Source organism: Klebsiella sp. 2019SCSN059 (assembly GCF_021739525.1).
GTDB classification, from domain to species: Bacteria; Pseudomonadota; Gammaproteobacteria; order Enterobacterales; family Enterobacteriaceae; genus Klebsiella; species Klebsiella quasipneumoniae.
Genome location: NZ_JAKKOM010000004.1, coordinates 53,371 through 79,875, shown reverse-complemented (window position 1 = coordinate 79,875; position 26,505 = coordinate 53,371). Strand labels below are relative to the sequence as shown.

28 protein-coding genes and 1 pseudogene are annotated in these 26,505 nt (G+C 60.4%); 12 read left to right on the top strand and 17 right to left on the bottom strand.

Going from position 1 to position 26,505, the window contains the following annotated elements:
* Window positions 1-487 precede the first annotated feature (487 nt).
* A complete protein-coding gene (locus tag L2I46_RS06645; RefSeq protein ID WP_101861580.1) occupies window positions 488-1,333 on the bottom strand; it encodes a LysR substrate-binding domain-containing protein in 846 nt (281 codons plus the stop codon).
* An 89-nt stretch (window positions 1,334-1,422) separates the two neighbouring features.
* Here L2I46_RS06645 and L2I46_RS06640 point away from each other — a divergent pair, with 89 nt between their 5' ends.
* On the top strand, window positions 1,423-2,481 hold the full coding sequence (locus L2I46_RS06640) for an NAD(P)H-dependent flavin oxidoreductase (RefSeq protein WP_369822364.1): 1,059 nt from the start codon (window positions 1,423-1,425) through the stop codon (window positions 2,479-2,481).
* A gap of 10 nt (window positions 2,482-2,491) precedes the next feature.
* Here L2I46_RS06640 and L2I46_RS06635 read toward each other — a convergent pair whose 3' ends face one another.
* Genes L2I46_RS06635 through L2I46_RS06620 form a run of 4 tightly spaced genes read right to left on the bottom strand, consistent with a single transcriptional unit; the run spans window position 2,492 to window position 5,794 of the window.
* Window positions 2,492-3,151, bottom strand: coding sequence for a methionine ABC transporter permease (locus tag L2I46_RS06635; protein WP_072096700.1), 660 nt, complete (start codon window positions 3,149-3,151; stop codon window positions 2,492-2,494).
* Entirely contained in the window at window positions 3,148-3,939 is a 792-nt protein-coding gene (locus L2I46_RS06630; protein WP_023289653.1) for a methionine ABC transporter ATP-binding protein, read from the bottom strand. Before L2I46_RS06630 ends, L2I46_RS06635 begins: the two co-directional genes overlap by 4 nt.
* Window positions 3,936-4,742: a MetQ/NlpA family ABC transporter substrate-binding protein gene (locus tag L2I46_RS06625; protein ID WP_032452814.1), complete on the bottom strand. Its 807-nt coding sequence runs from the start codon at window positions 4,740-4,742 to the stop codon at window positions 3,936-3,938. The genes L2I46_RS06630 and L2I46_RS06625 overlap by 4 nt, the downstream gene beginning before the upstream one ends.
* A 23-nt stretch (window positions 4,743-4,765) precedes the next feature.
* Entirely contained in the window at window positions 4,766-5,794 is a 1,029-nt protein-coding gene (locus tag L2I46_RS06620) for an isopenicillin N synthase family dioxygenase (protein ID WP_049014130.1), read from the bottom strand.
* A 281-nt stretch (window positions 5,795-6,075) separates the two neighbouring features.
* Between L2I46_RS06620 and L2I46_RS06615 the strand changes: the two genes are divergently transcribed.
* The 3 genes from L2I46_RS06615 to L2I46_RS06605 all read left to right on the top strand — a co-directional run bounded on the left by L2I46_RS06615 (window position 6,076) and on the right by L2I46_RS06605 (window position 7,606).
* Window positions 6,076-6,339, top strand: a complete 264-nt coding sequence (locus L2I46_RS06615; RefSeq protein WP_004205937.1) for a VF530 family DNA-binding protein — start codon at window positions 6,076-6,078, stop codon at window positions 6,337-6,339.
* A 21-nt stretch (window positions 6,340-6,360) separates the two neighbouring features.
* Window positions 6,361-6,672 (top strand): cupin domain-containing protein, encoded by a 312-nt coding sequence (locus tag L2I46_RS06610; RefSeq protein ID WP_023289656.1) that lies wholly within the window; start codon window positions 6,361-6,363, stop codon window positions 6,670-6,672.
* 178 nt (window positions 6,673-6,850) lie between these two features.
* Window positions 6,851-7,606, top strand: a complete 756-nt coding sequence (locus L2I46_RS06605) for a VOC family protein (protein WP_236947646.1) — start codon at window positions 6,851-6,853, stop codon at window positions 7,604-7,606.
* A gap of 9 nt (window positions 7,607-7,615) precedes the next feature.
* Here L2I46_RS06605 and L2I46_RS06600 read toward each other — a convergent pair whose 3' ends face one another.
* Window positions 7,616-8,560: an AraC family transcriptional regulator gene (locus L2I46_RS06600; RefSeq protein WP_085550856.1), complete on the bottom strand. Its 945-nt coding sequence runs from the start codon at window positions 8,558-8,560 to the stop codon at window positions 7,616-7,618.
* Window positions 8,561-8,665: 105 nt separating this feature from the next.
* Here L2I46_RS06600 and L2I46_RS06595 point away from each other — a divergent pair, with 105 nt between their 5' ends.
* Window positions 8,666-9,904, top strand: a complete 1,239-nt coding sequence (locus tag L2I46_RS06595; protein WP_032452827.1) for an MFS transporter — start codon at window positions 8,666-8,668, stop codon at window positions 9,902-9,904.
* On the opposite strand, the gene hpxE is transcribed toward L2I46_RS06595, so the two are convergent.
* Both hpxE and hpxD read right to left on the bottom strand, forming a co-directional pair.
* Window positions 9,881-10,855, bottom strand: a complete 975-nt coding sequence (hpxE, locus tag L2I46_RS06590; protein ID WP_236947645.1) for a molybdenum cofactor-independent xanthine hydroxylase subunit HpxE — start codon at window positions 10,853-10,855, stop codon at window positions 9,881-9,883. The genes L2I46_RS06595 and hpxE overlap by 24 nt on opposite strands.
* A gap of 11 nt (window positions 10,856-10,866) precedes the next feature.
* Window positions 10,867-11,904, bottom strand: a complete 1,038-nt coding sequence (gene hpxD, locus L2I46_RS06585) for a molybdenum cofactor-independent xanthine hydroxylase subunit HpxD (RefSeq protein ID WP_048297498.1) — start codon at window positions 11,902-11,904, stop codon at window positions 10,867-10,869.
* 125 nt (window positions 11,905-12,029) lie between these two features.
* On the opposite strand from hpxD, the gene hpxR reads away from it, so the two are divergent.
* Window positions 12,030-12,953 carry a LysR family hpxDE operon transcriptional regulator HpxR gene (hpxR, locus tag L2I46_RS06580; protein WP_044522995.1) on the top strand — a complete coding sequence of 308 codons (924 nt, stop codon included), beginning with the start codon at window positions 12,030-12,032 and terminating at the stop codon, window positions 12,951-12,953.
* Here the strand turns inward: hpxR and hpxO are convergent.
* Window positions 12,934-14,088, bottom strand: coding sequence for an FAD-dependent urate hydroxylase HpxO (gene hpxO / locus L2I46_RS06575; RefSeq protein ID WP_171879000.1), 1,155 nt, complete (start codon window positions 14,086-14,088; stop codon window positions 12,934-12,936). The genes hpxR and hpxO overlap by 20 nt on opposite strands.
* A gap of 345 nt (window positions 14,089-14,433) precedes the next feature.
* On the opposite strand from hpxO, the gene L2I46_RS06570 reads away from it, so the two are divergent.
* The 5 genes from L2I46_RS06570 to L2I46_RS06550 all read left to right on the top strand — a co-directional run bounded on the left by L2I46_RS06570 (window position 14,434) and on the right by L2I46_RS06550 (window position 18,951).
* Window positions 14,434-15,813 (top strand): nucleobase:cation symporter-2 family protein, encoded by a 1,380-nt coding sequence (locus L2I46_RS06570; protein WP_236947644.1) that lies wholly within the window; start codon window positions 14,434-14,436, stop codon window positions 15,811-15,813.
* Window positions 15,791-16,291 carry a 2-oxo-4-hydroxy-4-carboxy-5-ureidoimidazoline decarboxylase gene (gene uraD, locus L2I46_RS06565; RefSeq protein WP_236947643.1) on the top strand — a complete coding sequence of 167 codons (501 nt, stop codon included), beginning with the start codon at window positions 15,791-15,793 and terminating at the stop codon, window positions 16,289-16,291. Before L2I46_RS06570 ends, uraD begins: the two co-directional genes overlap by 23 nt.
* The gene (uraH, locus tag L2I46_RS06560) at window positions 16,288-16,614 is read left to right on the top strand and encodes a hydroxyisourate hydrolase (protein WP_121936072.1); all 327 of its coding nucleotides are present in this window, start codon (window positions 16,288-16,290) and stop codon (window positions 16,612-16,614) included. The genes uraD and uraH overlap by 4 nt, the downstream gene beginning before the upstream one ends.
* A 748-nt stretch (window positions 16,615-17,362) precedes the next feature.
* Window positions 17,363-17,629, top strand: a complete 267-nt coding sequence (hipB, locus tag L2I46_RS06555) for a type II toxin-antitoxin system antitoxin HipB (protein WP_023289667.1) — start codon at window positions 17,363-17,365, stop codon at window positions 17,627-17,629.
* The gene (locus L2I46_RS06550) at window positions 17,629-18,951 is read left to right on the top strand and encodes a type II toxin-antitoxin system HipA family toxin (RefSeq protein WP_072420212.1); all 1,323 of its coding nucleotides are present in this window, start codon (window positions 17,629-17,631) and stop codon (window positions 18,949-18,951) included. The genes hipB and L2I46_RS06550 overlap by 1 nt, the downstream gene beginning before the upstream one ends.
* Before the next feature lie 16 nt (window positions 18,952-18,967).
* Here L2I46_RS06550 and L2I46_RS06545 read toward each other — a convergent pair whose 3' ends face one another.
* The 4 genes from L2I46_RS06545 to L2I46_RS06530 form a co-directional block, all read right to left on the bottom strand.
* Window positions 18,968-20,260, bottom strand: a complete 1,293-nt coding sequence (locus L2I46_RS06545) for a glycoside hydrolase family 10 protein (protein ID WP_032452829.1) — start codon at window positions 20,258-20,260, stop codon at window positions 18,968-18,970.
* A 171-nt stretch (window positions 20,261-20,431) separates the two neighbouring features.
* The gene (gene map / locus L2I46_RS06540; RefSeq protein WP_048297502.1) at window positions 20,432-21,214 is read right to left on the bottom strand and encodes a type I methionyl aminopeptidase; all 783 of its coding nucleotides are present in this window, start codon (window positions 21,212-21,214) and stop codon (window positions 20,432-20,434) included.
* Window positions 21,195-21,413, bottom strand: coding sequence for a ParD-like family protein (locus L2I46_RS06535; RefSeq protein ID WP_002904808.1), 219 nt, complete (start codon window positions 21,411-21,413; stop codon window positions 21,195-21,197). Before L2I46_RS06535 ends, map begins: the two co-directional genes overlap by 20 nt.
* Window positions 21,414-21,704: 291 nt before the next feature.
* The gene (locus L2I46_RS06530; protein ID WP_004205912.1) at window positions 21,705-21,953 is read right to left on the bottom strand and encodes a hypothetical protein; all 249 of its coding nucleotides are present in this window, start codon (window positions 21,951-21,953) and stop codon (window positions 21,705-21,707) included.
* Window positions 21,954-22,250: 297 nt separating this feature from the next.
* Between L2I46_RS06530 and L2I46_RS06525 the strand changes: the two genes are divergently transcribed.
* Complete coding sequence (locus L2I46_RS06525) at window positions 22,251-23,906, top strand: putative bifunctional diguanylate cyclase/phosphodiesterase (RefSeq protein ID WP_023289671.1); 1,656 nt, start codon at window positions 22,251-22,253, stop codon at window positions 23,904-23,906.
* Window positions 23,907-23,939: 33 nt separating this feature from the next.
* Here the strand turns inward: L2I46_RS06525 and L2I46_RS06520 are convergent, their stop codons facing one another.
* The 4 genes and pseudogenes from L2I46_RS06520 to L2I46_RS06505 all read right to left on the bottom strand — a co-directional run.
* The gene (locus L2I46_RS06520) at window positions 23,940-24,875 is read right to left on the bottom strand and encodes an alpha/beta hydrolase (RefSeq protein ID WP_032428839.1); all 936 of its coding nucleotides are present in this window, start codon (window positions 24,873-24,875) and stop codon (window positions 23,940-23,942) included.
* A gap of 188 nt (window positions 24,876-25,063) precedes the next feature.
* The gene (locus L2I46_RS06515) at window positions 25,064-25,204 is read right to left on the bottom strand and encodes a hypothetical protein (RefSeq protein ID WP_065806202.1); all 141 of its coding nucleotides are present in this window, start codon (window positions 25,202-25,204) and stop codon (window positions 25,064-25,066) included.
* Window positions 25,205-25,216: 12 nt separating this feature from the next.
* Window positions 25,217-25,468 (bottom strand): hypothetical protein, encoded by a 252-nt coding sequence (locus tag L2I46_RS06510; protein WP_102002324.1) that lies wholly within the window; start codon window positions 25,466-25,468, stop codon window positions 25,217-25,219.
* Between the two features lie 429 nt (window positions 25,469-25,897).
* Window positions 25,898-26,260 (bottom strand): annotated as a pseudogene (locus L2I46_RS06505) (PTS sugar transporter subunit IIA); the annotation flags it as partial.
* Between the last annotated feature and the right edge of the window lie 245 nt (window positions 26,261-26,505).

Genomic DNA, 26,505 nt, shown 5'->3' with positions numbered 1-26,505 from the left:
GCTTGCGCGGGCCTACGGAGCGGAGGATCCCTTTAGCCGGCTGAGTGCCGCCATGTAGGCCGGGTCAGGCGCGGCCGCCGCCCGGCAAAAAAGCGGCATCATGGCCGCGACCCGTCGCCCGGCGGCGCTGCGCTTGCGCGGGCCTACGGAGCGGAGGCCCCTATAGCCGGCTAAGCGCCGCCAGTAGGCCGGGTCAGGCGCAGCCGCCACCCGGCAAAAAAGCGACATCATGGCTGCGAACTGGCACCCGGCGGCGCTGCGCTTGCGCGGGCCTACGGAGCGGAGGATCCCTTTAGCCGGCTAAGCGCCGCCATGTAGGCCGGGTCAGGCGCAGCCGCCACCCGGCAAAAAAGCGGCATCATGGCCGCGACCTGGCGAAAACGATTTTGTCGCTCGGATGGATACTGTAGCGGCAAAACGCCTCTGCGTTTGTCGGTAAGAGCTCAGGTTCGCCTCCGGCGAGTGCGTCGCGGTTTCCTCTTTTAGCTTAGCCGTTCGCGGCGCTTTGCAACAGGATGCGCCACTCGCTGAGGGCGGAGGTGCTGAACCCCTGGCGCCAGATAAGCTGGGTGGTCGCCTCGCACAGCGGTTCGCTTAGGCTGTTTTCGGGAAGCGTCATCAGCGCCAGCACGCTCTGCGGCAACAGGCAGGCGTAGCGCCCGGAGGCTACGCAGGCCAGCATGCTGTGATAGGAGCTCACCTCATGCACCTCGACGGCCGCCTGTTGTTCCGCCAGCCAGCGCTCTCCCAGCGCCCGATAGCTGCAGCCGCTGGCAAATGCCGCGAACCGCAGCGGGCCAGCGCTCTGCGGACGGACCAGCATCAGGGTTTCCTGAAACACCGGGACAGATCCCAGGCCGGGCGGGCAAGCCGGTTGGCCATCCGTCCCTGGCGGCAGGCAGACCAGCGCGGCATCAAGGGCGGCGGTTAATACCCCCTCGGTTAACTGGCGGGTCGGCCGGGTGCTGAGCGTGACATCCACCTGCGGGCACCGCTGTTGGAAGCGGGTGAGCAGCGGCGGCAGACGGCTGGCGGCGGTCGCCTCCATCGCGCCCAGCCGCAGGCTGCCGCCGGGCGTGGTTGGATGCAGGCTCTGCTTTGCCTCTTCCGCCAGGCTCAGGATCCGCCGGGCATAGCTGAGAAACTGAACGCCTGCCGGCGACAGCACCATTTTTTTGTTGCCGCGGACGAAGAGTTCCACGGCAAGCTCCTCTTCCAGTTGCTGAATACGGGTGGTGATATTGGACTGGGCGCGGCCAAGCCGTTTTGCTGTCAGAGTGACGCTTTGCGTGTCGGCCACCTGGATAAAAATCTGCAGTGTGCTGTGGTTCATATTTTTATTCTCAATATGATAATGATGTTGATCTTATCATCTTTAAAAGAGATGGTAAGCCTCCGGCATCGCTCATGAACGAGGAACCCATGCAAAATTCACTGCTTTCGCTTCTTGATATTGACTACCCCCTGATCCAGGCCCCGATGGCGGGCGTCTCCACCCCCGCGCTGGCTGCCGCGGTGAGTCATGCCGGGGCGCTGGGTTCGCTGGGGCTGGGCGCTTCAACCGTTGCCCAGGCGGAAGCGATGATCGTCGCCACCCGCCAGCTGACGGACCGGCCGTTCAATGTCAATCTGTTTTGCCATGCGCCGCCCCGGCGCGACGCCCGACGGGAGGCGGACTGGGCTGAGACGCTGCGCCCCCATTTTACCCGCTTTGGCAGTATCCCTCCGGCGTCGCTTAGGGAGATATACCAGACGTTTATCGGCCACACCGCCATGCTGGAGCTGCTTCTCGATCTCTCACCCGCGGTGGTGAGCTTCCATTTCGGCCTTCCTGAGCGCGAGGCGATCCAGCGCCTGCGACAGCAGGGGATCGTCACTCTGGCCACGGCGACGTCGCTTAAGGAGGCGCAGGTCATTGAAGAGCAGGGGATTGACGTGGTGGTCGCTCAGGGCTTTGAGGCGGGCGGGCACCGGGGGATCTTCGACCCGCAGGAGCCAGATGCGCAGATGAGCACCTTTATTCTGGTGCAACATCTGCGGCGTCGGCTGACCATCCCGGTGGTTGCCGCCGGGGGCATCATGGACGGCGCGGGGATCGCCAGCGTGATGCAGCTGGGGGCGCAGGGCGCTCAGCTCGGCACGGCGTTTTTACTCTGTGCGGAATCGGCCGCCGACGCCGGCTACCGCGCGGCGATCGCTAACAGCATTGACGGGCGTACGGTACTGACCTCAGCGATATCCGGGCGTCCGGCACGTTGTCTGGCGAATACCTTCTGCGCAGTGGGGGAAGCCTGTCCGGCGAGCGCTGTGCCGGATTATCCGCTGGCATATGATATCGGCAAAGCGCTGGCCGCCGCCGCGAAAGCCCAGGGCGTCCATGAGTATGGCGCGCACTGGGCCGGGCAGGGTGTGGGGTTGATCCGCGAGTGTGACGCCGCCAGTCTGGTCCGCCAGCTGGCGGCTGAGTGCGGCTGGAATTAATGTTTGACGGTTAGCGGCGGTGTGCCAGGCGGCGCACCAGCCGATCGCCGGCCATTTGTACGCCCTGAACCATCGCCACCAGGATCAGCACCGTGCCAAACATCACCTCATTATTGAACCGCTGATAGCCGTAGCGGATGGCGAGGTCGCCGAGCCCGCCGCCGCCGATCACCCCGGCCATCGACGAAAAGCCAATCAGCATCACGATGGTCAGCGTAATCCCGGCCAGCAGCGTCGGCAGGGCTTCCGGCAGCAGAGATTTAAAAATCACGTGCCAGACGTTGCCGCCCATCGACAGAATGGCTTCGATTCTCCCGTAATCCACCTCGTCGAGCGCGTTTTCCGTCAGGCGGGCAAAGAACGGAAAGGCGCCGATGGTCACCGGCACGATAGCGGCGGTGCTGCCCAGCGTGGTGCCGACGATCAGGCGGGTAAAAGGGATCAGCGCGATCAGCAGCACGATAAACGGTAACGATCTGCCGATGTTGATCGCCGCCCCCAGCAGCGCGTTCAGTTTCGGCATCGGCGCGAGGCCGTTGGCGCGGGAAATAAATAACAACACACCGGTGGGCAGCCCGATCAGCACGGTAAACAGGGCCGCCAGGCCCACCATATAGAGCGTATCCAGCGTGCCGTCGAGTAATAACGGCCACAAATCTTCCCAGCTCATGCTACTCCGCATAATGGCCTCCCCTGAACGCCGTGACGGGTAAGAAAATCCTGTTCAGCCTGCGGGTCGTGCAGCAGCGACTGACGCAGCCGCGACCACGGGGTCACCAGCAGGTCGGCGAGTTTACCGCTTTCGACAATTTCGCCCTGTTCCAGCAACGCCGCGTGGTCACAAATGGTTTTCACCACCTCCAGCTGGTGCGTTATCAGCACAATGGTCAGATTGAGCCGCTGGTTAATATCCGCCAGCAGAGCCAGCACCGAGGCGGTGGTCTCGGGATCCAGCGCGCTGGTCGCCTCATCGCACAGCAGCACCTCCGGTCGGGCGGCCAGCGCCCGGGCGATGCCGACGCGCTGTTTTTGCCCGCCGGAAAGCTGAGACGGGAAGGCGGCGGCCTTGTCGCTGAGATCCACCAGCTCCAGCAGTTCGCGCACCCGCGCTTCGCGAGCGGCCCGCGGCACCCCGGCTATCTCCAGCGGCACCGCGATGTTGTCGGCGACGGTGCGGGCATGCAGCAGATTGAAGTGCTGGAAAATCATCCCGGTACGCAGGCGATAATCCCGCAGCGCCGCCTTGTTCAGCTGTGTAATATCCTGTCCGTTCACCAGAATGCGGCCCGAGGTGGGCCGCTCCAGCAAATTGAGACAGCGGATGAGCGTACTTTTGCCGGCGCCGCTGCGCCCGAGAATGCCGTATATCGCCCCTTTCGGGATCTGTAACGCGATATCGTTCAGCGCCGGTCGGCCGGTTCCGGCGTAGGTTTTGCTCAGCCCTTCGATGGTTATCATGACTGAGGGGCCACCGGGATCACCGAGCCGTTGTAGTTTTTACGGATAAACTCCGCTACCTGCGGCGACGTCAGGTCTTTCGCCAGCGCCTTAATGCGCGGGTCATTGGCCAGGGCTGGGGTGGTCACCAGGATATTGGCGTAGGGGTTATGCTCGGCGCTTTCCAGCCCCAGAGCGTCTTTCGCCGGCACCAGCCCGGCTTCGAGGGCGTAGTTACCGTTAATCACCGCCAGGTCGACATCGTCGAGGGAGCGCGGGATCTGCGGCGATTCAATCTCCAGGATCTTCAGGTGCTTCGGGTTCTCGACAATATCCTTCGGCGTCGCCAGAGTGGTGGCCGGGTCGGTAAATTTAGGGTCCAGCTTGATAAGCTTCTGCGCCTGCAGCAGGAACAGCGCACGGCTCAGGTTGGTGGTGTTATTCGGCACCGCCACCGTGGCGTTGTCCGGCAGCGACGAGAAATTTTTATGTTTGTGCGAGTAGATCCCCAGCGGCTCAATGTGCACGGTGGCCGCGACGGCAAAGGTTTTACCCAGCGCTTTTTCCTGATCCTTCAGGTAGGGAACATGCTGGAAGTAGTTGGCATCCACGTCGCCACTGGCCAGCAGTTCATTGGCGTTGACCCCGCTGGTCAGCTCCACCACCTTCAGATCGAGGCTGGGATCGATTTTTTTGATGTAGTTGAGGATCTCCGCGTGGGGAACCGGGTCCGCGGCGACGCGCAGCGCGGCGGCCTGGGCAGACGTCCATGCCAGAGAAAGAGACAGTGCGACCCCTGCCAGTTTAAAAGCGGCATATTTCATGGTGTGTTCCTTTTTAGTTATGGTTAAACGATCAATTGCTCGGCGCGTTCGCGAAACACGTCCTGATAGTAGCGTTCCGCCACGTCCGGATGGGAACGCAGACGGCCCTTGAGATAATTCCAGCCGACATCGCGCAGCAGCGGATTGTGCGGGTCGCTGTCCGGACCGCGCGCCTCACGCGCCAGCTCGGGCGGCAGGGTATAAACCGGCACCACCGCGTCAAGCTGGGCGCCAAGGAAGAAAGCGATGGAGAGGCGCTGCTGCTGCGCCGGCGGCGACACCACCCGGTGAACGGTAGCGCGCAAATAGCCGTTGGTGGCCAGCTCCAGCAGTTCGCCAATATTGACCACAAAGCTGCCGGCCAGCGGCACAGCGTCGATCCACTGCCCGGGCGCCACCTCAACCTGCAGCCCTTTCTGTTCGTCCTGCAGCAGGAAGCTGAGAAAACCGGAATCTTTATGGGCGCCGACGCCCTGGCTGCTTTGCGTCTCCTGCTGGCCGGGATAGCGGATCAGTTTGATATGCTCGTTGGGTTTGTCGCCATAGAGTCGGTCAAAGGCATTCTCCGGGAGCTGCAGCGCTTCGGCAAAGGCGCGCAGCAGGCGGATCCCCACTTGGGTCATCTGCTGTTGCCAGTGAAGTAATACCGGTTTAAGCGACGGCAGGGCGGCAGGCCACAGATTCGGACCCTGCAGGCGCTGCCAGCGCGGGGCGTCATCGCTGAGGGTCAGCGCCGGACGTTCGGCGCCGATATCAAACTGCTCTCGCCAGTCAGGCTGGCCGCGCGTCAGCTCAGAGGCCGCGCGGTTATAGCCGCGAAAATGGGGGGAGTGAATCATCGCCACCTGCTGTTTTTGCGCCTCATCGAGGGCAAAAAAGCGTTGGGACTGGCGCTGAACTTCATATTGAAGCGCGTCGTCGACACCGTGGTTGATCAGATAAAAGAAGCCGATGTCGCGGGCGGCGTGGCGCAGGTCGGCCAGGAAGGCCGCTTTATCCGCGGGGTCCGCGTAGCGGGCCAGATCGAGAATCGGCAGGGTTGTCGCGTTCATTGTGTTCTCCGAAAACGGGATAATATGTTATGGGTCGATTCAGGTTCAGGGTTCGGGCACAACAGCAGCGCATGGTGATTTCCTCTGTTCGGGGCTGAGCACAGCTTGCCTCAGGGCCAGATAATCAACCAATAACGTTATTTTCTAATTTATGTTCGCGCGGGGTTCAGTGCTTTTGCGTTAAATAGATAAAGGCGTAAGGGCGAACTGAAGCCGTTGCGCCCGTCATCGAGAGTCAGTAAGGTGGGCGCACTTTTTTAATGCGGAACGGATGTATCCTCATGCACAGTTCAAAAGATCCCCTGCACGGCGTGACGCTGGAAGCGCTGCTCAATGCCCTGGTCGCGCGCTACGGCTGGGCGGAAATGGCCCGCCAGGTCAACATTAACTGCTTTAAAAGCGATCCCAGCATCAAGTCCAGCCTGAAATTTCTCCGCCGGACGCCGTGGGCGCGTAAAGAGGTGGAGGCGATGTATCTGGCTTCGCTCGACGACGATGCGCCGGCAGAGAAAGCGGATCCATGGGCAAACTGGCAGAAAAAATAACCCTTACCACAGGACATCATTATGCAGAGCTGGAGCAGTAAAGATTTCACCGCCGACCGCGCGTGGGGCGCACTGGATATCGCCAATTTTTCCGGCACCACCGTGCGCCTGCACTGGACCGACCAACCCTATATCTGGCACATCAACGACGGTCAGGAGGTGTTTGCCGTCATGGATGGTCAGGTGGCGATGCATGTGAAAGTCAACGGCGAGGAGCAGGTGATCGTGCTGAACGCCGGCGATATCTTCTACGCCGAGGTGGGATGCGAGCATGTCGCTCATCCCCAGGGGGCGGCGCGTATTCTGGTGATTGAGAAAGAAGGGTCGGTCTGATCCCGCCGGCGGGCCATTCGTTAGTCCGCCGTTTCATCGCCTGTCAGACTCCATATACCGCGTTGATATAAATCACTTATCCAGCTTTCGATATACTTAATTCTTGTTTGCCATTCCCTTCACCCCAGCACTATCTTTTGCCGCAGACGCCTGAACAGGCACAACCGCGGGAGAGATCATGGCAACCTTGCAGTGGGACCACGCAGTACAGTTTGTGAATCAGCCGGAAGCGGCGATTGAAACCTTTGCCGGACAGCAGCTGCGGGCGGTGGCCGGCGGGCGCCATCCGGGGTGGGGAACCCGCAATGCGCTGAGCTATTTTGGTCTGACCTATATCGAATTCCTCGCCATTTCCGACCCGGACGAACTGCGCGTCGCGAAGGACAGGTTTCTGCTCTCGCGGGATGCCGCGCGGTTGCTGCCGGAGAACGAAGCACTGTTTCGCGTCGCGCTGCGCAGCGACGACATCGACGCCACCCATGACCACTTGCGTCGCAAGGGGCTGGCGGTGTCACCGATCGTCGATGGCCAGCGCCACGATCCGCAGGGCAATGTCATCCGCTGGCGGATCTTCACCATTGATGGCGACACCGACGGGCTGGTCTATCCTTTTGTGCTGCAGTGGGGAGAAGACGACGAGACCAGGCTGGCGCGGCTGCGCGACCAGGGGCTGAACGTGCCTCATCCGCTGGGCGACATTGTGCTCGAGCAGGCGGTGTTCGAGGTGGACAATCCGCAGGCGGTGCGCGATCGCTGGCAGGCGCTGCTGGGCTTCCCGCCACAGGGGGAGCAGGGGCTGGACGTGGGCGGCCAGTGGTTTACTTTCCGCGAAGGAGCCGCCAACCAGCTGACCGAACTGGTGTTTCGCGTCGCCAACCCGGCGCTTAAGGGGCAACGCTTTCGCGTTGGCAACGGCGTGTATCGCTTTATATAAAGGCTGACTCTAGCGTGCCGTGGCGCGCAGGGCCCCCGGCGGCTGGCCGGTGATGCGTTTGAAAGCCCGGCTGAAGGCCGCCAGCGACTGATACCCGAGGCGGAAGGCCACCTTTTCCAGCGCCTGGCCTTCGTGGGTGATGTACTGCACCGCCAGCCGCATACGCAGCTCGGTCAGATAGCGGGCGGGGGTGGTGCCGGTGGCGGCAAGAAAACGCTCGGCGAAGAGAGAGCGCGACAGCCCCGCCTCCCGCGCCAGATCTTCCACTTTCCAGTTCACGCCCGGACGCTGATGCATGGCGTAGATCGCTTTCGCCAGCCGGGGATCGCGCAGGACCTGCACCCAGCCGGTGGCGTTACCGCACCCGCATGCCACCCAGCCGCGGACAATCAGCGCGGCCACCACGTCCGCCAGCCGGGCGAGGATCCCGGCATAGCCCGCCTGGCGGGTGAGCGACTCCCGCTCCATTGCGGCCAGCAGCGGCTGGATCTCCGGCCAGGTGTGCAGCAGGCAACTCACCCGCATCACCTCGGGCATGGCCTTCACCAGCGGCTGCATGCCGCCGAGCTCAAAGTCCATGCAACCGCTGAAAATCACGGCGCGCTCCGGGCAGTCAGGCTGGCCGCCAGCGTTGATGCAACTTACCGTGCTGCACACCGTTTCGCTGTCCAGCTGCGCCACATTCACCACCGCGGCCTGCGGATCGGAGAGCAGGGCGTGTCCGTCACCGTTGGGAATAAACAGCGCGTCGCCGCTCTCCAGGGTGAACTGTTCTCCGCTGGCCATGCGCAGCAGCACCGGTCCGCGGCTGATGAAATGGAACTGGGCTTTGCCCGCCACGGCGCTAAAGCCGACGCCAAACGGGCGGGAGGTTTCGATGCGCCGGTAATTCACGCCGGAGAGGCGCATACCGCGCAGCAGTTCGCTGGTCAGGTCGATTGTAGGCTGGCTCATGGTAATTCCGGACGAATAATCAATAACTGAAGAGTATGCATCATATATCGTCCAGGGGTAAGCCCCTAAGATGACCAGGATGTTAATAAACCTGGAGAGATGTATATGACTTCCTGCATAGCTGCTGACGCAAGCCTGACACCCGTCAGGCCTGCCTGGCGTGCCGTCTATGCCCTGGCCCTCGGGGTGTTCGGCCTGATCGTGGCCGAGTTTCTGCCCGCCAGCCTGTTAACGCCGATGGCCAGCAGCCTCGGCGTCAGCGAAGGGATGGCCGGGCAGGCGGTGACCGCCACGGCGCTGGTGGCGTTAGTCACCGGCCTGCTGATCGCCACCGCCACCCGCAATATCGACCGCCGCTGGGTACTGATGTTTTTTTCCGTGCTGCAGATTGTCTCCAGCCTGATGGTCGCTTTTGCCGGTTCGCTGGCGTTTCTCCTGCTCGGTCGTCTGCTGCTGGGGATCGCCATCGGCGGTTTCTGGGCGATGTCCACCGCCACGGCGATGCGTCTGGTGCCGGCGGCCCATGTGCCGAAGGCGCTGGCGATCATCTTTTCCGCGGTGTCTGTCGCCACGGTGGTGGCCGCGCCGCTCGGCAGCTACCTCGGGGAGCTGATCGGCTGGCGCAACGTGTTTATTCTCTGCGCGATACCCAGCCTGCTGGCGCTGCTCTGGCAGCTGTGGGTGCTGCCCTCCATGCGCCCGGAAAGCGTTGGCACCTTCTCCACGCTGTTCAGGGTGCTGCGCCGTCCCGGTATGCTGGGCGGCATGCTGGCATCGATCCTCATTTTCAGCGGCCATTTCGCCTTCTTCACCTACCTGCGTCCGTTCCTTGAGACCGTCGCGCAGGCCAGCGTTGAAGGCGTTTCACTGATTTTGCTCGGCTTCGGTATCGCTAACTTTATCGGCACCTCGGTAGCGAGCTATCTGCTGAGCCGCAGCCTGCGTCTGACCCTGGCGCTGGTGCCGCTGATGATGAGCGTCCTGGCGCTGCTGATGGTGACGTTTGGTCATCTGAGCGTGCTCGACGGGCTGCTGGTCGCCCTCTGGGGGTTTGCCTTCGGTCTGGTGCCGGTGGCCTGGTCCACCTGGCTGGCCACCACCGTGCCGGATGAGGCGGAAAGCGCGGGCGGTCTGCTGGTGGCCTCTATTCAGCTGGCCATCAGCGCCGGCGCCGCCGGCGGCGGGGCGGTGTTCGATCTGCACGGCGCCAGCGGCGTCTTCACCGGCAGCGGTGTGCTGCTGTTGACCGCGATGGTCGTGGTCTTCACCGCCGTGCGGGTGAAACCGGTCGCCCGCGCCGAACAGCCGGAGACCGGTCGCTTATCCCGCGAGATCGATAACTAAATTGGCCGACAGGCTGCGGGAGCAGCACAGCGCAATATGCTGCTCCGCTGCCTGTTTTTCCGCCTCCGACTGCACGGTATCCCGGTGGTCGACCGTTCCCTCCCGCACCGGCGTCAGGCAGGCGCCGCAGATCCCCATCTCGCAGGAGAGCGGCACGTCGACGCCATGCTCCTGCAGCACCCGGGCGATGGTTTTGTCCCCCGGTACCGGCCAGCGCTCCCCGGTGGAGGCGAGGGTGATGGTGAAGGTTCCGTCCGCCGCCGAGGCCGCCGTCGGGGCGGGCGGCTGGAACGCTTCGCTGTGCAGTTGCGCCTCCGCCCAGCCGGCAGCCAGCGCGGTGTCGCGGACCTGGTTCATAAACCCTGCCGGTCCGCAGAAATAGACCCGGGTGTCGGCGTCCGGCGCGCCCAGATCCTGGGCCAGCCGCAGGCGCGGACTCTGTCCGTCGGCAGAGCAGTGGATCAGGCAGGTTCCGCCGGTGAGCTGGTTGGCGATCTCGGTGGCGAAGGCGGCCTCCTGCGCGCGGCTGACGTAGTAGTGCAGCGTAAAGCTGGCGCCGGACGCCGCCCGGGCGTGGGCCATCGCCAGCAGCGGCGTAATGCCAATCCCGGCGGCGAGGAGCACCACGTGGCCGCCCCCGCGCAGGGGAAAGTGGTTGCGCGGGGCAGAGATCAGCAAGGGCTGCCCCGGACGCAGGGTGTCATGAATATAACGGGAGCCGCCTCGCGACTGCGCCTCGCGGGCGACGCAGAGCAGATAGTGATCCCGCCCGGCCGGGCTGCCGGTCAGCGAATACTGACGGATCAGCCCGCAGGGGAGATGGAGGTCGATATGGGCGCCGGGCGTCCACGCCGGCAGCGGTTGCCCATCGGCGCTCACCAGACGAACGGCCAGATTTTTCGCGCCCTGGCGCCACAGGCCATCGACCACCACCGGGAGTATGTCGCGCATAAGACCTCCACTCATACCAGAAAGAAATCGCCAAAGCCCATCTTCTTCAGCCCGCGCCGGTAGGCGATAGAGCTGCGGTCTGCCGGAATATGCGCCTCCAGGGTCAGATCCAGCGGCAGCCGCTCCGGGCGCTGGGTCTCAACCATCAGGCGATCCTCCTCAAACACCCGCAGGTTGAACGCATGAACGTCTTCCACCGGCACATGCAGGTCAAAATTGCGGGCGATAGGGGCGAACATCCGCGTCACGCGCGACGACACCGGCGAGGCGGCGTTCATGATCACCAGCTTCGCATCGGCAGGGAAATGGATGGTCAGCGTGGCGGTGAAGGGCAGATGCATTTCAAAGTGACGCAGCCACTGGAACCCTTCCGGCGCGCGGAAATCGGAGCTGGCCGGGTAATTGCCCACCGAGCTCCAGTAGTCGGCAACAAAACCGAACGGTGTCTCCTGCGGGGTGTAGTCCGGCACCTGCTGATTGTCCGGGTCGGCAAAGGTATCAGTGTGGATCCACGCAAAGTGGGCGACATCGAGAAAGCCTTCGACCTGGCGGCCGGCAAAGCCCTTCACCTCGAAGGCCGGGCAGTTGATTTGCTGAAAGCCGGCGTCGTCCCAGTGCGGCATGGTCGGTAACGGCGGCGGATTGTCCGGATCGCAGGCCAGGCAGGTCCAGATCAGCCCGTAGCGCTCCTCCACGGCGAAGCTGGTGAGATGCAGTTTGGCTGGAATGGGTTGCCCCGGACTGGAGGGGATGCGGTTGCAGCGGCCATCCTCGCCAAAGCGCAGGCCATGATAGGGGCAGACGATGCCTTCTTCTTCATGAAACCCCAGGGTCAGCGGGACGCCGCGGTGCGGGCAGACGTCGCGGGCGACCACCACCTGACCTTTAATGCGATAGATAACCAGCTGTTCGTCCAGCAGGGTGGCTTTCACCGGGGCGCCGCCAATATCGCAGGCGCGGGCCACCGGGTGCCAGCAGCGGGCCAGCCGCAGCCAGTCCTCTGGATCAAAGGTGCAATGGGCGGGGGGCGTCGGGATGGTTGTCTTCATGATTTCTCTTCCTGCTCACATCGGTGATTGTTTTATTGTTGTGAGATTATTGTTGTCATATTAGGGTGTTCACATCCATCACCATTAATTCACTCTGCTGTTGCAAAAAAGAGTACAGGGTCGCCATGAGTCCATTTTCCCGTTTCGCCCACTATTTCATCGCCGTGGCCCGCTGCGGCAGCCTGCGCCGGGCCGCCGAGCAGCTGCATATCTCCGCCTCGGCGATTAACCGCCAGATCCTGCAGGCCGAGGAGGCCTTCGGGACACCGCTGTTCGAGCGGCTGCCGGAGGGACTGCGGATGACCACCGCGGGCGAACTGCTGTATGACAATCTGCTGCGCTGGCAGAAGGAGTTTCGCCAGACCCGGCAGAAATTTGATGAGCTGCAGGGGATGAAGCGCGGGAGCGTCAGCGTCGGTATGGTGCAGGCGCTGGCGGAAGGTGGCTTCGCCGCCGCGCTGGCGGAGATTATCGCCAGCTGGCCGTGGCTGGAGCTGGATCTGCAGGTGGCCGACAGCCACACCGTCAGCCAGAAAGTGCGTCAGGCGGATCTGGACGTCGGTCTGATCCTCGATCCGCAGGGGCAGGCCGGACTCAGCGTGCTGGCCTTTGCCGAACTGGAGGTGGGGATTGTGATGCGCCCGGACCACCCCCTGGCGGGGGCGAGGGCTCTGTCTTTGGGCGAGCTCAGCCTCGAGCGGCACATCGTGCCCGGCGCGCCGCTGATCGTTCATGAGCGGGTGGCGCTTCTCTATCGCCACCATGACTTTGCGCCGGAGAATACCATCAGCTGCAATGATATCCGGCTCATTAAGTCGCTGGTGCTGCGCGGCAGCGGCGTGACGCTCCTCAGCCTGCTCGACGTGCTGGACGAGGTTCAGCGCGGACAGCTGGCCTTTATCCCGCTGCGCAGTACGCTGCTGCGGCCGCTGACTTTGGCGCTGTGCACCGCGCCTTCGCGTCAGCTATCGCGTCCTGCGCAGATGGCCATTCAGACGCTGAGCGCGGTGATTGAATCCATGGCGACCGTCAGCCCAGCGGCCCGCTGAGGATGGTATCGCACATGCCGTTGATAATCCGCTCGCCGGTCTCCTCCCGCAGCTCCTGATACCAGGCTTCGGTGAGCTGCATATCCTTTCCGTGGGTGATATCGCAGCGCTTGCGCGCCTTCAGCACCAGATCGCGGACCCGGTCGCAGCGCTGGGCTTCATACTCGCGCAGGGCGGTCGCAATATCGCGGGTCTGGCGGAAAACGGCGCCCAGCACCACCGCATCTTCCATCGCCGCGCATCCCCCCTGGCCAATATCCGGGGTGGTGCTGTGTCCGGCGTCGCCCAGCAGCGCGACGCGACCGCGCACCAGGCGGCTGAATGGTTCGATATCGTGGATTTCAATACGGTTGGTGGTCTGCGGGTCAAGGGCGGCGATCAGCTTCTGCACCGGCGGCGCCCAGCCGGCAAAGTAGCGGCTGAGGTCAGCGCGCAGGGTGTCACGATCCTCCGCCAGACCCGCCGGCAGCGGCACATCAAAGAAAAAGTAGAACCGGCCGGCGGAGACCGGCATCAGCGAGACGCGCTTGCCTTCGCCGACAAAGGTGGTCCACTGATCGCCGGGCGCCAGCGCTTCATCTATTTCCACCAGACCGTTCCAGTTGACGTAGCCGGCGTAGCGGCGCTGCGGGGTAAAGCCGAGCACCCACGGACGCAGCGCGGAATGGCTGCCGTCGGCGGCAATCAGCAGATCGCCGCTGGCGCTGCTGCCGTCGGTAAACCACACCGTCACGCCGTCGACGTTTTCTTCACAGCGGGTGACACGTTTGCCAAACTGCACGCTTTCCCGTCCCCAGTAATCCAGCATTTCCCGCTGCAGCTCTGCGCGGGAGACCGGGCAGGGGCGGCTGCCGGTACGTTCGATCAGCGGCGCGAGGCTGAACTGGGTCATGTTCTCGCCGCTGCGGAAATCGCGATACGCCATGCGGCGCAGCGGTCCGCCGAAGGTTTCCATGATATCGCCCATACCGAGGTGGGCCATGCACTTCACGCCGTTGGGCCACACGGAAATCGCCGCGCCGACCGGTTTGATCTCTTTCACCGCTTCATAGACTTCGCAGTCGATCCCCGACTGTTTGAGCGCCACTGCCGCACTTAAGCCGCCGATGCCGGCGCCAATCACGATTGCTTTCATTTTTTTCTCCTTCTCCCGATGTTGTGACTGACTACAGCAATTTGCGTACCAGTTCGCCGGAAGGTGGAAAACCGCCGGCCTGAGGCACAGCGATAGGTCATGACGCACCACATCGGTGCAATGTGACGCATTGGTTGCCTTTTTATGAATCAAAAGTTTCTGTATGTTGCATTAAGAATCTATCGTTTCAGTACTCTGGTTCCGCAGCGGTGGGGAGCGAGGCATGACTGGAGTGATTTAACTAATTGATATTAAAGTATTAATAAATTTATTCGTTCGCGTTGGTCGTCTCTGGCCTGCTTTGTGCAGAAGCTCTTGCACTTCTCTTTGCTACGGGATAACACCATGTCTGACGAACATCACAGCGGCCTGCTTTACGGCCTTGAACAGCGGATCCCACCGCTTGCGGCCTTTTTTAGCGCCCTCCAGCATGTGCTGGCGGGTCTGGTGGGGATCATCACGCCGCCATTGATTATCGGCGCCACCCTCGGACTTGGCGACTGGCTGCCGTATCTCATCAGTATGTCGCTGCTGGCCTCGGGTATCGGTACCTTTTTGCAGTCCAACCGGGTCTGGGGCATTGGCGCCGGGATGATCTGCATGCAGGGCACCAGCTTCGCCTTTCTTGGCGTGGCGGTAGCCGGAGGGATGTGGGTGAAAGCGCATGGCGGCGGGCCGCAGGATATTATGGCGATGCTGTTTGGCGTTAACTTTGTCGCCGCCCTGGTGCCGGTGATTGTCAGCCGCTTTATTGAACCGCTGAAGAAAATCTTTACCCCCATCATTACCGGCAGCGTGATTGCGCTGATCGGCATCAGCCTGATCAAGGTCAGCGTCATTAACTGGTGCGGTGGCGAAAAGGCGCAGGATTTCGCCAGCATGAGCAATATCGCGCTCGGGGCGGGTACCCTGGGCGTTATCGTTCTGCTGAGCTGCGCCAAAAACCGCTGGCTGCGGCTCTCCTCGGTGGTGGTGGGCATTGCCGTGGGCTGTGTGGCGGCAGGGCTGAGCGGTCAGTTCCACCTTCACAGCCTGGGCGACACCCTGTTTCGCCTGCCGACGCTGTTTCCGTTTGGCTTTCAGTTTAACAGCGCGATTTTTCTGCCGGTGGCGCTGGTGTCGCTGGTCTGTATTCTGGAGGCGGTGGGCGATCTGACGGCCAACTCGCTGATTTCGCAACAGTCTGTTGACGATCGCGCTTTCCGCAACCGGTTGAAGGGCGGTATCCTGGCGGACGGCGTCAGCTGCATGGTGGCCGCGATGCTCAGCGCCTTTCCGAACACGACTTTCGCGCAGAACAACGGTGTGATCCAGATGACCGGGGTGGCCAGCCGCTATGTCGGGCGCTACATTGGCGTGATTCTGATCCTGCTTGGGCTGTTCCCGCCGGTGGGCGAACTGCTGCGGCAGATCCCGGCGCCGGTGCTGGGGGGCGCCACGATGGTGATGTTTGGCTGTGTGGTAGCGGCCGGGATCCGGATCATTACCCAGAACCCGCTCACCCGACGCGATGTGCTGATCGTTGGTCTGGCGTTTGGCGCGGGCCTTGGCGTGGAGTCGGTGCCGGCGTTTCTCAGCCATTTTCCGCCGATGGTCGGCGATCTGTTCGGTTCGGCGGCCACCAGCGGTGGGCTGGTGGCGATAGCGCTGAACCTTGTTCTGCCGCAGGAGCAGGCGGCGACGAAAACGATAAGGAGTCAGGATGATCGCGCTGAGACAGTTTAACCGTCTGAGTCATGATGAGGCAGTGGCGCTGCTGGCCCCCTGCGTGGCGATCCCGGCCTGGAGCGATACGCTGGTGAGCTTGCGACCCTTCGCCTGCCGTGAAGCGCTGCTGCAGGTCGCCCGGGAAGCGATGGCCGACTGGGGGGAGAACGAGCTGAACGCGGCGCTCAGCGCCCATCCGCGGATCGGGGAAAAACCGACCGGCAGCCAGGCGCACGCGACGATGTCGCGCCAGGAGCAGTCGGCGGTGGACAGCGATAATGAAAAGCTGGCGCAGGCCCTGCGGGAGGGGAATGCCCGCTACGAGGCTCGTTTTGGCCGGGTGTTTTTAATCCGCGCCAAAGGGCGCAGCGGCGAAGAGATGCTGCAGGCGCTGACGCGCCGGCTGCAGCATACCGTCGACGAAGAAGTGGCTGAGGCGCTTGCCCAGCTGCGGGAAATTACGATGTTAAGACTGGAAGGAGCGATTGGCGAATGAGTACCCTGAGCACCCATATTCTGGATATTTCCACCGGCACGCCGGCGGAAGGCGTGGCGGTCAGCCTGAGCCGGGAGGGCGAGACGCTGGCGAACCTGGTGACTAACGCCCAGGGGCGTATCGCCACCTTCAGCGCCGCGCCGCTGCCGGCGGGGCGCTACTGCTTAACCGCGGAAACGGGGGCGTGGTTTACCCGCGTCGGGCGCGAGAGCGTTTTTACCCGGGCGCAGATTGATTTTGTCATTGGCGAGGCGACAGATGACCATTTCCATCTGCCGTTCCTGATAGCCCCGGGCGGGTGGTCGACCTACCGCGGCAGCTAAGCCCGGCTGCCCATTGCCGGGCGGCGCTGCGCTTGCCCGGCCTGGATCGTTACGGAGCGGGGAGAGTCAGCCCGTAGGCCCGGTAAGGCGCAGCCGCCACCGGGCATTAAGCCGGCAACAGAGCCGGATGCCCATTGCCGGGCGGCGCTGCGCTTGCCCGGCCTACATCGTTACGGAGCAGGCAGAGACAGCCCGTAGGCCCGGTAAAGCGTAGCCGCCACCGGGCTTTAAGCCGGCAACAGAGCCTGATGCCCATTGCCGGACGGCGCTGCGCTTGCCCGGCCTGGATCGTTACGGAGCGGGGAGAGTCAGCCCGTAGGCCCGGTAAGGCGCAGCCGCCACCGGGCATTAAGCTGGCAACAGAGCCGGATGCCCGTTGCCGGGCGGCGCTGCGCTTGCCCGGCCTGGATCGTTACGGAGCAGGCAGAGACAGCCCGTAGGCCAGGTAAGGCGCAGCCGCCACCGGGCATTAAGCCGGCAACAGAGCCGGATGCCCGTTGCCGGGCGGCGCTGCGCTTGCCCGGCCTGGATCGTTACGGAGCGGGCAGAGACAGCCCGTAGGCCCGGTAAGGCGCAGCCGCCACCGGGCATGTAAGGGTGTCTCCGGCCACCATTCTTCCTGTTTTATCCCCACACAAGGATAATTATACTCCTATCCCCACCAGGGGATAACCTTGACATTATCCCCTGTAGGGTATAAAAGCAGATTTATCCCGATAGGGGGATAAACGATGGTGAGGAACAAGCGATGCATTCCCCGCAGATATACAGTCCCGTTCAGCTGGCCAATTACCTGAAACTGCTGCGCCAGCAAAATCACTGGACTCAGGAGGCGTTGGCCAGCCGGATCGGCATTAAACAGGCGACGCTGTCCAATTTTGAAAATCACCCGGACAAAACCACCTTGACCACCCTGTTCAAGATCCTCCAGTCGCTGGGGGTGGTGATGACCCTGAACGCCAAACCGGCCGAGACGGCGACGGCCCCCGATAACACCACGGATCTGGACTGGTAATGGCGACGCTCACCACCTGGATGAACAATGTGCGCGTGGGAACCTTAACCCGCCAGGCCAACGGGGCGCACAGTTTCCGCTATGATGACGAGTGGCTGCGCAGCCCGCGCGCCAGGCCGCTCTCCCTCTCGCTGCCGCTGCAGTATGGCAATATCACCGCCGACGCGGTGTATCACTATTTTGATAACCTGTTGCCCGACAGCCCACAGGTCCGCGACCGGATCGTCAGGCGCTATCAGGCGCGCTCGAAACAGCCGTTCGATCTGCTGGCCGAGGTCGGCCGGGATAGCGTAGGGGCGGTGACTCTGCTGCCGCCGGGAGAAGAGGCGCATCTTGCAGCGTTGCGCTGGCAGACGCTGGATGAGGCGCAACTGACCGCGTTGCTGACCGCCTACCAGTCGGATATTCCGCTCGGGATGGTGACCGGCCAGGACGATTTTCGTATCTCGGTGGCCGGCGCCCAGGAGAAAACCGCGCTGCTGCGAATGGGCGAGCACTGGTGTATTCCGCAGGGCACCACCCCGACCACCCATATCATTAAACTGCCCATTGGCGAGATAAAACAGCCCAATGCGACGCTGGATCTGCGTGAAAGCGTGGATAACGAATATCTGTGCCTGGCGCTGGCCAGGGCGTTGGGCCTGGCGGTGCCGGAGGCGGAGATTATCACCACCCCGCGGATCCGTGCGCTGGCGGTGACCCGCTTCGACCGGCGCTGGGCACAGGAGGGGCGCGTGCTGCTGCGGCTGCCGCAGGAGGATCTGTGTCAGGCATTCGGCATACCGTCGTCGATGAAATACGAGTCTGACGGCGGGCCGGGTATCGCCGCGATCATGACCTTTCTGCTGGGCTCCAGTGAAGCCCTGAAAGATCGCTATGACTTTATGAAGTTCATGGTGTTCCAGTGGCTAACCGGGGCAACGGACGGGCATGCGAAGAATTTCTCGCTCTTTTTGCTGCCCGGCGGCAGCTACCGGCTCACGCCGTTCTACGACATTATTTCGGCATTTCCGGTGCTGGGAGGGACGGGACTGCATCTGCGCGATCTGAAGCTGTCGATGGGGCTCAACGCCACCCGAGGGCGGAAAACGGAGATTAACGCCATCTATCCGCGTCATTTTCTGGCGACCGCCAAAGCGGTTAACTTTCCCCGGGATCAGATGCTGGCGATCCTTGACGAGTTTGCCGACCGCGTGCCGCAGGCCATCGAAAGCGCCCGCCGGACGCTGCCGGCGGACTTTTCCCCCCACGTCTGGCGGGCGATCACGGAGAACATGCTGAAACTGCACGCCCGCCTGCAGCAAGGGCTGCAGGCGCGATAGCGAAGCCGAGTGGCGGTTAGCTCTGCGGCTGCCCCCAGCGGCTGCGCAGGTAGTTAACCGCCTGGCGGGTCTGCGGCTGATTGAGGTTGTTTTCGCGGAACAGGATGGTGCCCTGGATCTGCGGCAGGGACTCATTGAGATCGAGCTGCTTTTTCAGCTCCGGCACGCCGCCATCCACCGTCCAGTCAGGCTCATTTTTGGACGGTTCACCCACCTTGTACAGCGCCACGCCAATATACAGCCGGGTATGCGTGGGCTTAACCACCTCGGCCCACCAGTTGGCCAGCACATCATAGCGCGCCGCATCGCGGGCAAATGGCCAGTAGATCTGCGGGGCGATGTAGTCGAGCAGTCCCTGCTGCACCCAGCTGCGGGTATCGGCATAGGATTCATCATAGGCGGCCGCGCCACGGGTATCAGACCCCGCTGGATCGTGGGAGCGGTTGCGCCACACCCCGGCCGGGCTTACGCCAAACTCGACGTTCGGATTGAGTTTTTTAATGGTCGCGGAGACCTGGGCAATAAGCTGTTGAGTGTTATGCCGCCGCCAGTCGCCCTTCGAGGCATAGCCCTGCCCGTAACGGCGGAAGGTCTCGTTGTCGTTAAGCGGGGAAGCGGCGGTTTCGGTGTAGAAATAGTCATCGAATTGCACGCCGTCAATCGGGTAGTTCTGCACCACTTCAGCGACGATGCTGGTGATCCAGTCACGCGCTTCGGGAATACCCGGGTCGAGAACAAAGCGATCGCTGGCGGTGCGGATCCAGTTACGGTGCAGGACAAACACGCTGGCCGGTACCTGAGTGAGGGTGTTATTCAGCTCGGCAATGGTCGACGGTTTGGTGTTGACCGAGACGCGGTAAGGGTTAAACCACGCGTGAACCTTCATGCCGCGCTTGTGCGCTTCATCCAGCATAAACTGCAGCGGATCGTAGCCGGGATATTCGCCGATGTTGCCGGTCAGCATATCGGACCACGGCAGAATATCCGACCGCCAGAGCGCCGTACCGTCCGGTTTCACCTGGAAAAAGACGGTGTTGATCCCCAGGCGCTGTAGATTATCGAGTTTGGCGATCAGCGCCAGCTTCTGCTGCGTGATGCGGCTTTCCGGCGTACTGGCGATAATCGACCCGACCGGCGGCCAGTCAAGGCGCGAGACGGTGGTCAGCCAGACGCCGCGTACCGGCTCCCGGTGCGTCTGACCGGCTTTAACGGTCGCGCTCTTCGGCGGCGTGACGAGGGATTTCGGGGCCTTACTGGTGCAGCTGAACAGCATGCCGGCGGCGATGAGCGCCGCGCCTGCCAGCGCCACTTTGCTGGCTAAGGGGAATCGACGAGAATGGCTGATGATGAACTCCCGTGTAAATCAGATCGTCGCGTGTAGGCGCTATTCTCTTACGATTCGCCGGTCAGAGCAATTCCTTGTTCGGACTGCGGCCATCAAGAGAGAGGCGTCAGTCGGGCTGCCCCGCCAGAAGGTAACTCAGCGGATCCGCGACTGCTCGTCGTCGCGCAGCGTCAGTATCTCAAAACCGTTGGCGGTCACCGCCACGGTGTGCTCCCACTGCGCGGAGAGTTTTTTATCGCGGGTGACCACCGTCCAGCCATCCTTTTTGGTCTTGATACGACTGTCGCCCTGGTTCACCATCGGTTCAATAGTGAATACCATGCCTTCCCGCAGCACGGCGCCTTCCCCGGGCCTGCCGTAGTGCAGCACCTGCGGCTCTTCATGCATTTCCTGACCGACGCCGTGACCGCAGTATTCTCTGACCACGCTGTAGCCATGGTCCTCGACCCAGCGCTGAATGGCATGGCCGATGTCGCCCAGCGTCGCGCCAGGTTTCACCACCTCAATGCCTTTCCACATCGCTTCATAGGTGGTCTTTACCAGCCGGCGCGCCAGCGGGGAAACGTCGCCTATCAGGTACATCTTACTGGAGTCAGCGATCATGCCCGCTTTCTCGAGGGTAATATCGACGTTAACGATCATCCCGGAGCGCAGATGCTCGGTCGCCTTGGGGATCCCATGGCAGACCACGTCGTTAATCGAGGTGTTCAACACATAGGGAAAGTCGTATTGCCCCTTGCTGGCCGGGCGGGCGTGCAGCTGGTTGACGATAAAATCTTCCACTCGATCGTTGATTTCCATCGTCGTCACGCCGGGAACGATAAAGGTATCCAGCATGGCAAACACCGATGCCAGCAGCTGGCCGGCATGACGCTGGCGCGCGAGCTCATCGGCGGTTTTAATGATTATTGATGGCATTGATCACCTCCAGCAGACGGTCAGAGCCGGATTTCAGCATCAGCAGTTTGATCTGCTGGTGGTTAAGCTCGGGGTAGAGTTCGCTCATCATGCCCAGACGGATCCAGTATTCCGCCTGCGCATTGACGGAGCGGGACATGGCTTTGCTGGCATCACGAATGTCATCGTGCAGCAGATCGGAGATTTTGACGATTCCCATAGCAACAACCCATATATGATTCGTATATGTATCGTATACCATCCAGCGCGGAATGTCCCTGGCATTTAGTGGCCTGGGCGGCGAACACCATGCAAAAAAGCCCGACCGGCGGGCTTATTTTTCAGCATGTGTTCGGGTTAAAAATTCGCGCTGTTTACCATGGCGAAAATTACCCATTAGGTTATCAGTATGCGGAATGAAAATAACATGATGGCGACGCATCAATATATTTTATGCAGGTGTTAATTTTGCGTATGAATATTCTCCCGTCAGGCCGGGAATCCGGGGGATTTACAGCGCGTCAGTGAGTTTATCCACCACCACTTTACCCGCATTATCAAACTGCGTAATGCGGAAGCTGTCGCTCCAGGAGCGGCGGGTGGTGAAGCGGTCAAACAGGGATACCCGACCTTTACGCTGGCCATCTTTGCTTAAAATAACCCATTCGGTCACCGAAGAATAATGCTGACTATTGTCATGACGACTCTGTTGTTCAACCAGGCGATCTTCTTTTTCCACTTTTAAATAATCACGCAACATATTTAACCTCCATAGAAAGTATTATTAACATTACTCCTTTTATTTATTCTTTCAATCAAACTTTTTAATCAATAAAAGTAACTATTAGTGGGCGACTTAAGTGCGAAAATCGCCGAGTTTGTCACTCCCGAAGATGGCCAGGTCCACTACGCTTAACAGGCGTATGCACCGCGCGGTCGGCGCATGCCCGGGCCGGAAAGCCGACCATAAAACACCTTAACCTTGTATTCATTATGGGCGTGATTCTGTTATATCTAATGCGTTTTGCCACGACCGAGCCACAGAGAGCGCTGTACCATGAGTAACGATCACCTGACGGATATTGCCTATCGCCACTTTATTGAAAGTGTTAAAGATTATGCCATCTATATGTTGAGCGCCGATGGGACGGTCATCAGCTGGAACGAGGGCGCCCGCCGGGCAAAAGGGTACCTGAGCGACGAGATCGTCGGTCGCTACTTCGGCCTCTTCTATAGCGAAGCCGAACAGCTCTCCAGGGTGCCGGCAAAAAATCTGCAAATTGCCCTGCGTAGCGGCCAGTTCGAAGGCGAAGGCTGGCGGTATCGTAAAGATGGCTCCCGGTTCTGGGCGCATGTCATGATCAATGCCATCCGCGATGAACAACATAACCTGCTGGGCTTTGCCAAAATTACCCGCGACATCAGCGAACAGAAGGCGATCAATGACCGCATCGCGTGGATGGCGCGCTACGATGCGCTGACCGGTTTACCCAATCGGGTGGAGTTCTTTGAGCGGGTGGAAAAGCTGATCACCGGTAATGACGCCCGCCGCTTTGCCGTTTTCACCATCGATTTAGATAAGTTTAAAGAGATTAACGATCTGCAGGGCCATCTTATTGGCGATCAGCTGCTGCAGCGCGTGGCAGGCGCCGTGCTCAAAACGCTGCAGAAGGAGGAGATGGTCGCCCGCTTCGGCGGCGATGAGTTTGTGGCCGTCAAACCTTTTGCCGATGAAAGCGAGGTGGACGCCTTTGCCACCCGTCTCTGGCACTGCTTCAGCGGTAAGCAGACGTTTGCCGCGACGGAAGTGATCCTCTCTGCCAGCATAGGTATCTCCGTCTACCCGGAGGACGGGACGGATATTAATACGGTACTGAGCAATTCCGATCTGGCCATGTATCGGGCAAAGAGCAGTCTCGACCACAAGATTTGCTGGTACGAACGTGAGATGGACGACAAGACGCGGCAGCGGAATATGATGGCCGCCGACATCCGCCGCGGTATTCAGGCGGGGGAGTTTTCGCTTCACTATCAGGCGATCCGCAACATTAAAGATCGTCGCATCACCGGTTATGAAGCGCTGTTGCGCTGGCAGCATCCGCAGCTGGGGGCTATCCCGCCGGAGGTGTTTATTCCCATCGCCGAAGAGAGTGGCGCTATTGTGCCATTAGGCTACTGGGTACTGGAGCAGGTGTGCAGCGAATCACTGGATAATCGGCTGAATAAAAAAATCTCAGTCAATATCTCACCGGTACAGTTGCGTCACCGCAGCTTTATCGAAAAAGTCCGCGAGATCCTGATGCGAACCGCTTATCCGGTTAGCCTGCTGGAATTTGAAGTGACGGAGACGGCGTTTATCATCAATAAACAGCTGGCGTTCAGCGTGCTGCATCATCTGCAAAAGATGGGCATCAGTATTGCGCTGGATGATTTCGGCACCGGTTACTCCTCCCTGAGCATGCTGCGCGATTTTCATTTCGACGTCATCAAGCTCGACCGTAGCTTTATGCAGGATGTGGAGAGCAATCCTCAGGTTCGCTCGTTCGTGCGGGCGATTATCTCGCTGGGCAACTCAATCAATACCCCGCTTATCGCCGAAGGGGTAGAAACCGAAGGGCAACGTCAAATCCTCGAAGAAGAGGGATGCGACGAAATGCAGGGCTTTCTGTTCGGCGAGCCGGTCGATGTTAAACATCTGCCACGGCAGAATTAACGCACCCGCCGTTGGCTGGTGGGCGCGGGATCGTTACTGATGCGCTAACGTAGGCTGCCCGGAAAGGTGCAGCAGTGCCGCGCGCAGGGAGACCTCGAACATCTGACCGTGCGTCAGGCCAGGGTAGCGCCAGAATTGCACCGTCAGACCGTTGCTGGCCAGCTGCTGCTGGGTCTGACGCAGTACGCCCAGGGAGGCTTCATGCCCGGAGGGCTCGCCAGCGGCTTTTCCGTCGCCTTCCAGCAGATACAGGGACGTCCCGGTAAACGCGGTGGCATCAAGGGTCTGGGTGTCCTTCAGGGGAGACGTCTGCGCCTGGCCAAGCGACGGGCTGGCAGAATAGTAGATCCTGAAAAGGGAGTGGTTTCGCCACGCGTCGAGTACAAACAGTCCGCCGTAAGAGTGGCCCCAGATAGCGCGCTGGCGAGGATCGATTTTCAGGTTAGCTTCTGTTTGCGGAACCATCGTTTCGCTCAGCAGCTGACGAAACAGATCATTACCCCCGGTTTTTCGCGGCGGCAGCGCGGTTTTCCCGGCGCGAGGTTCATGCGTCTTCAGCGGCGGAGTGTAATCCCAGGCCCGGGCGGCGGTATCGAAGGGCAGCGCCGTCTGGTAACCAATAGCGACGATGACCGGTGGGGAACCGGCGGAGAGCTGTTGCAGAAACGCGTCGTTGAGTTTATCCATCACCGCATTGCCGTCCAGCATATACAGCACCGGGTAACCGGCGGCCGGCGGCGCTTTATCCGGCACCGCGGTCCACACCCGGTAATGGCGTTCGCCATCGGCAGAGTCGTACTGGCGCTGGGTAAAATGATAGAAAGCTGACCCTTTATCCGCAATATTCGGTCCCAGCGGCTGCAGATCCGGCCGGGCGAAACTGCCGCTGCTGTAAAATAGCGCGCCTATCGCCAGCGTCAGCAATCCGTGCGTCTGCCGCGCTGTGATGATCCCTGAATCCTGCTTCACCTCGTCTGTCCTCCTGTTCTCTGTCATCTGGCGTTTTGCCTGGGCTGACACGTTAGCATAGCTTCATTGATAATGGTTCTCATTTCTTTTTATGCGCGCAGTAGCAGGTGGCATGCCGCTGAGGCTGGTGGCGGATTCAGTCCATCAGGAGGAGAGATAGCCGCCTGTTGGCGGCTATGGGAGAAAGGTCAGGAACGATCGTGAAGGGTGCTCAGCACTTTTTTGACCAGCGGGGTAAGCGCAATAAACAGCAGTGCAATTATCACGACCAGCAAGAGCGCGAGCCCTTTATGGTGAGTGATAAGCACCCACAGCATCGCCAGCGTCATGGGCATGCTCCTTTAATAACCGTATTCACCACCGCTCAGGTGAATGAAATTCAACAGAATGGTCATGACCACCCAGGCCAGCAGCAGAAAGCGTCGTTTGTCGCGCCGCGCTTCCAGGGCGGCGAAATAATTAGCGCTATACCAGGTCGATATAATAATAGCCAGCGTGATGATGACCTGCCAGACCGCTTGACGATAGCCTGTCACGACACTTATCCCGCGAAAGCAAAGGACGATGGCGATACCGTTAAGCGCGTTACACATCAGCCATCCCCACAGGCTTGCGGGCCGGCTAAATAAATATCCAAATCGTAAGACCAATGTCGTATACACCTTGCCAAAATAATCGCGCTGTAAAATGCATTTTAACCATGGAAGAGGTATTGATATAAATCAAAACTAATGGGATAGCGCAGGAAATACTGGCGCACGGTACTCACGGCCTGATTGACAAAACAGAGGGTAAAACACTGATTAAATTCTTAACATTTTGTTTTTATTGATTATTTTAGTGTATCGAATAAGAGGAGACGCATAATAAATAGATATGATAGCAATTTAATATGCGTTAATTTCCCCGGTTATTATTGTGATTGACGTGATAACGGGGAAAATTAGATTTTTCGCAATGTCTGTTTGCTGCCAGACCAATAAATGGAAGGGCCGGGGGCTGCGCCCCGGCCGGTGGCGCACTTAATGGGGCAGTGCGTTATGCTGGAGGATCTTCAGGAAGTCATTTTTGTCAGAGATTAATGACAGCGCATTCGCGATCAGCTCATCGCTGAATATCGAGGCAATTTCTTTGAGCACGTCAATATGCTCTTTCTCTTTCGCAATCACGCCAATGGCAATAAACATCACGTTGCCGCGATCCCAGATAACGCCATCAGGAAACTGAAAGATCTCAATCCCGGTTTTAAGGATGATATCCGTCGCTGATTTCGGCAGATGCGGCAGGGTGATGCCATTGCCCAAAAAAGTGGAAACCTGATGTTCACGCTCCAGCAGAAAGTGAACGCACTCCTGATTGACATAGCCTTTGGCTTTACACTCCGCGCGTCGTTCCGGCGATTTACTGTGATAAGAATATGGCACAAAGAAATGGAACGAGCATGCTACAAGATCACATTATGAAAATTTAATTTCAAATCAGTGTTGCAGGAAGGTAAATACATGAAGCCAATCACAATGGCATGCAGCGCGATATCCCCATGAAAAGGGGGTTAATTTTGCGAGAGAGTAATAATGATGTTGTTTTCAGTAGGTTAATGTAACTTAAAGAATACAACGCAGATCACATT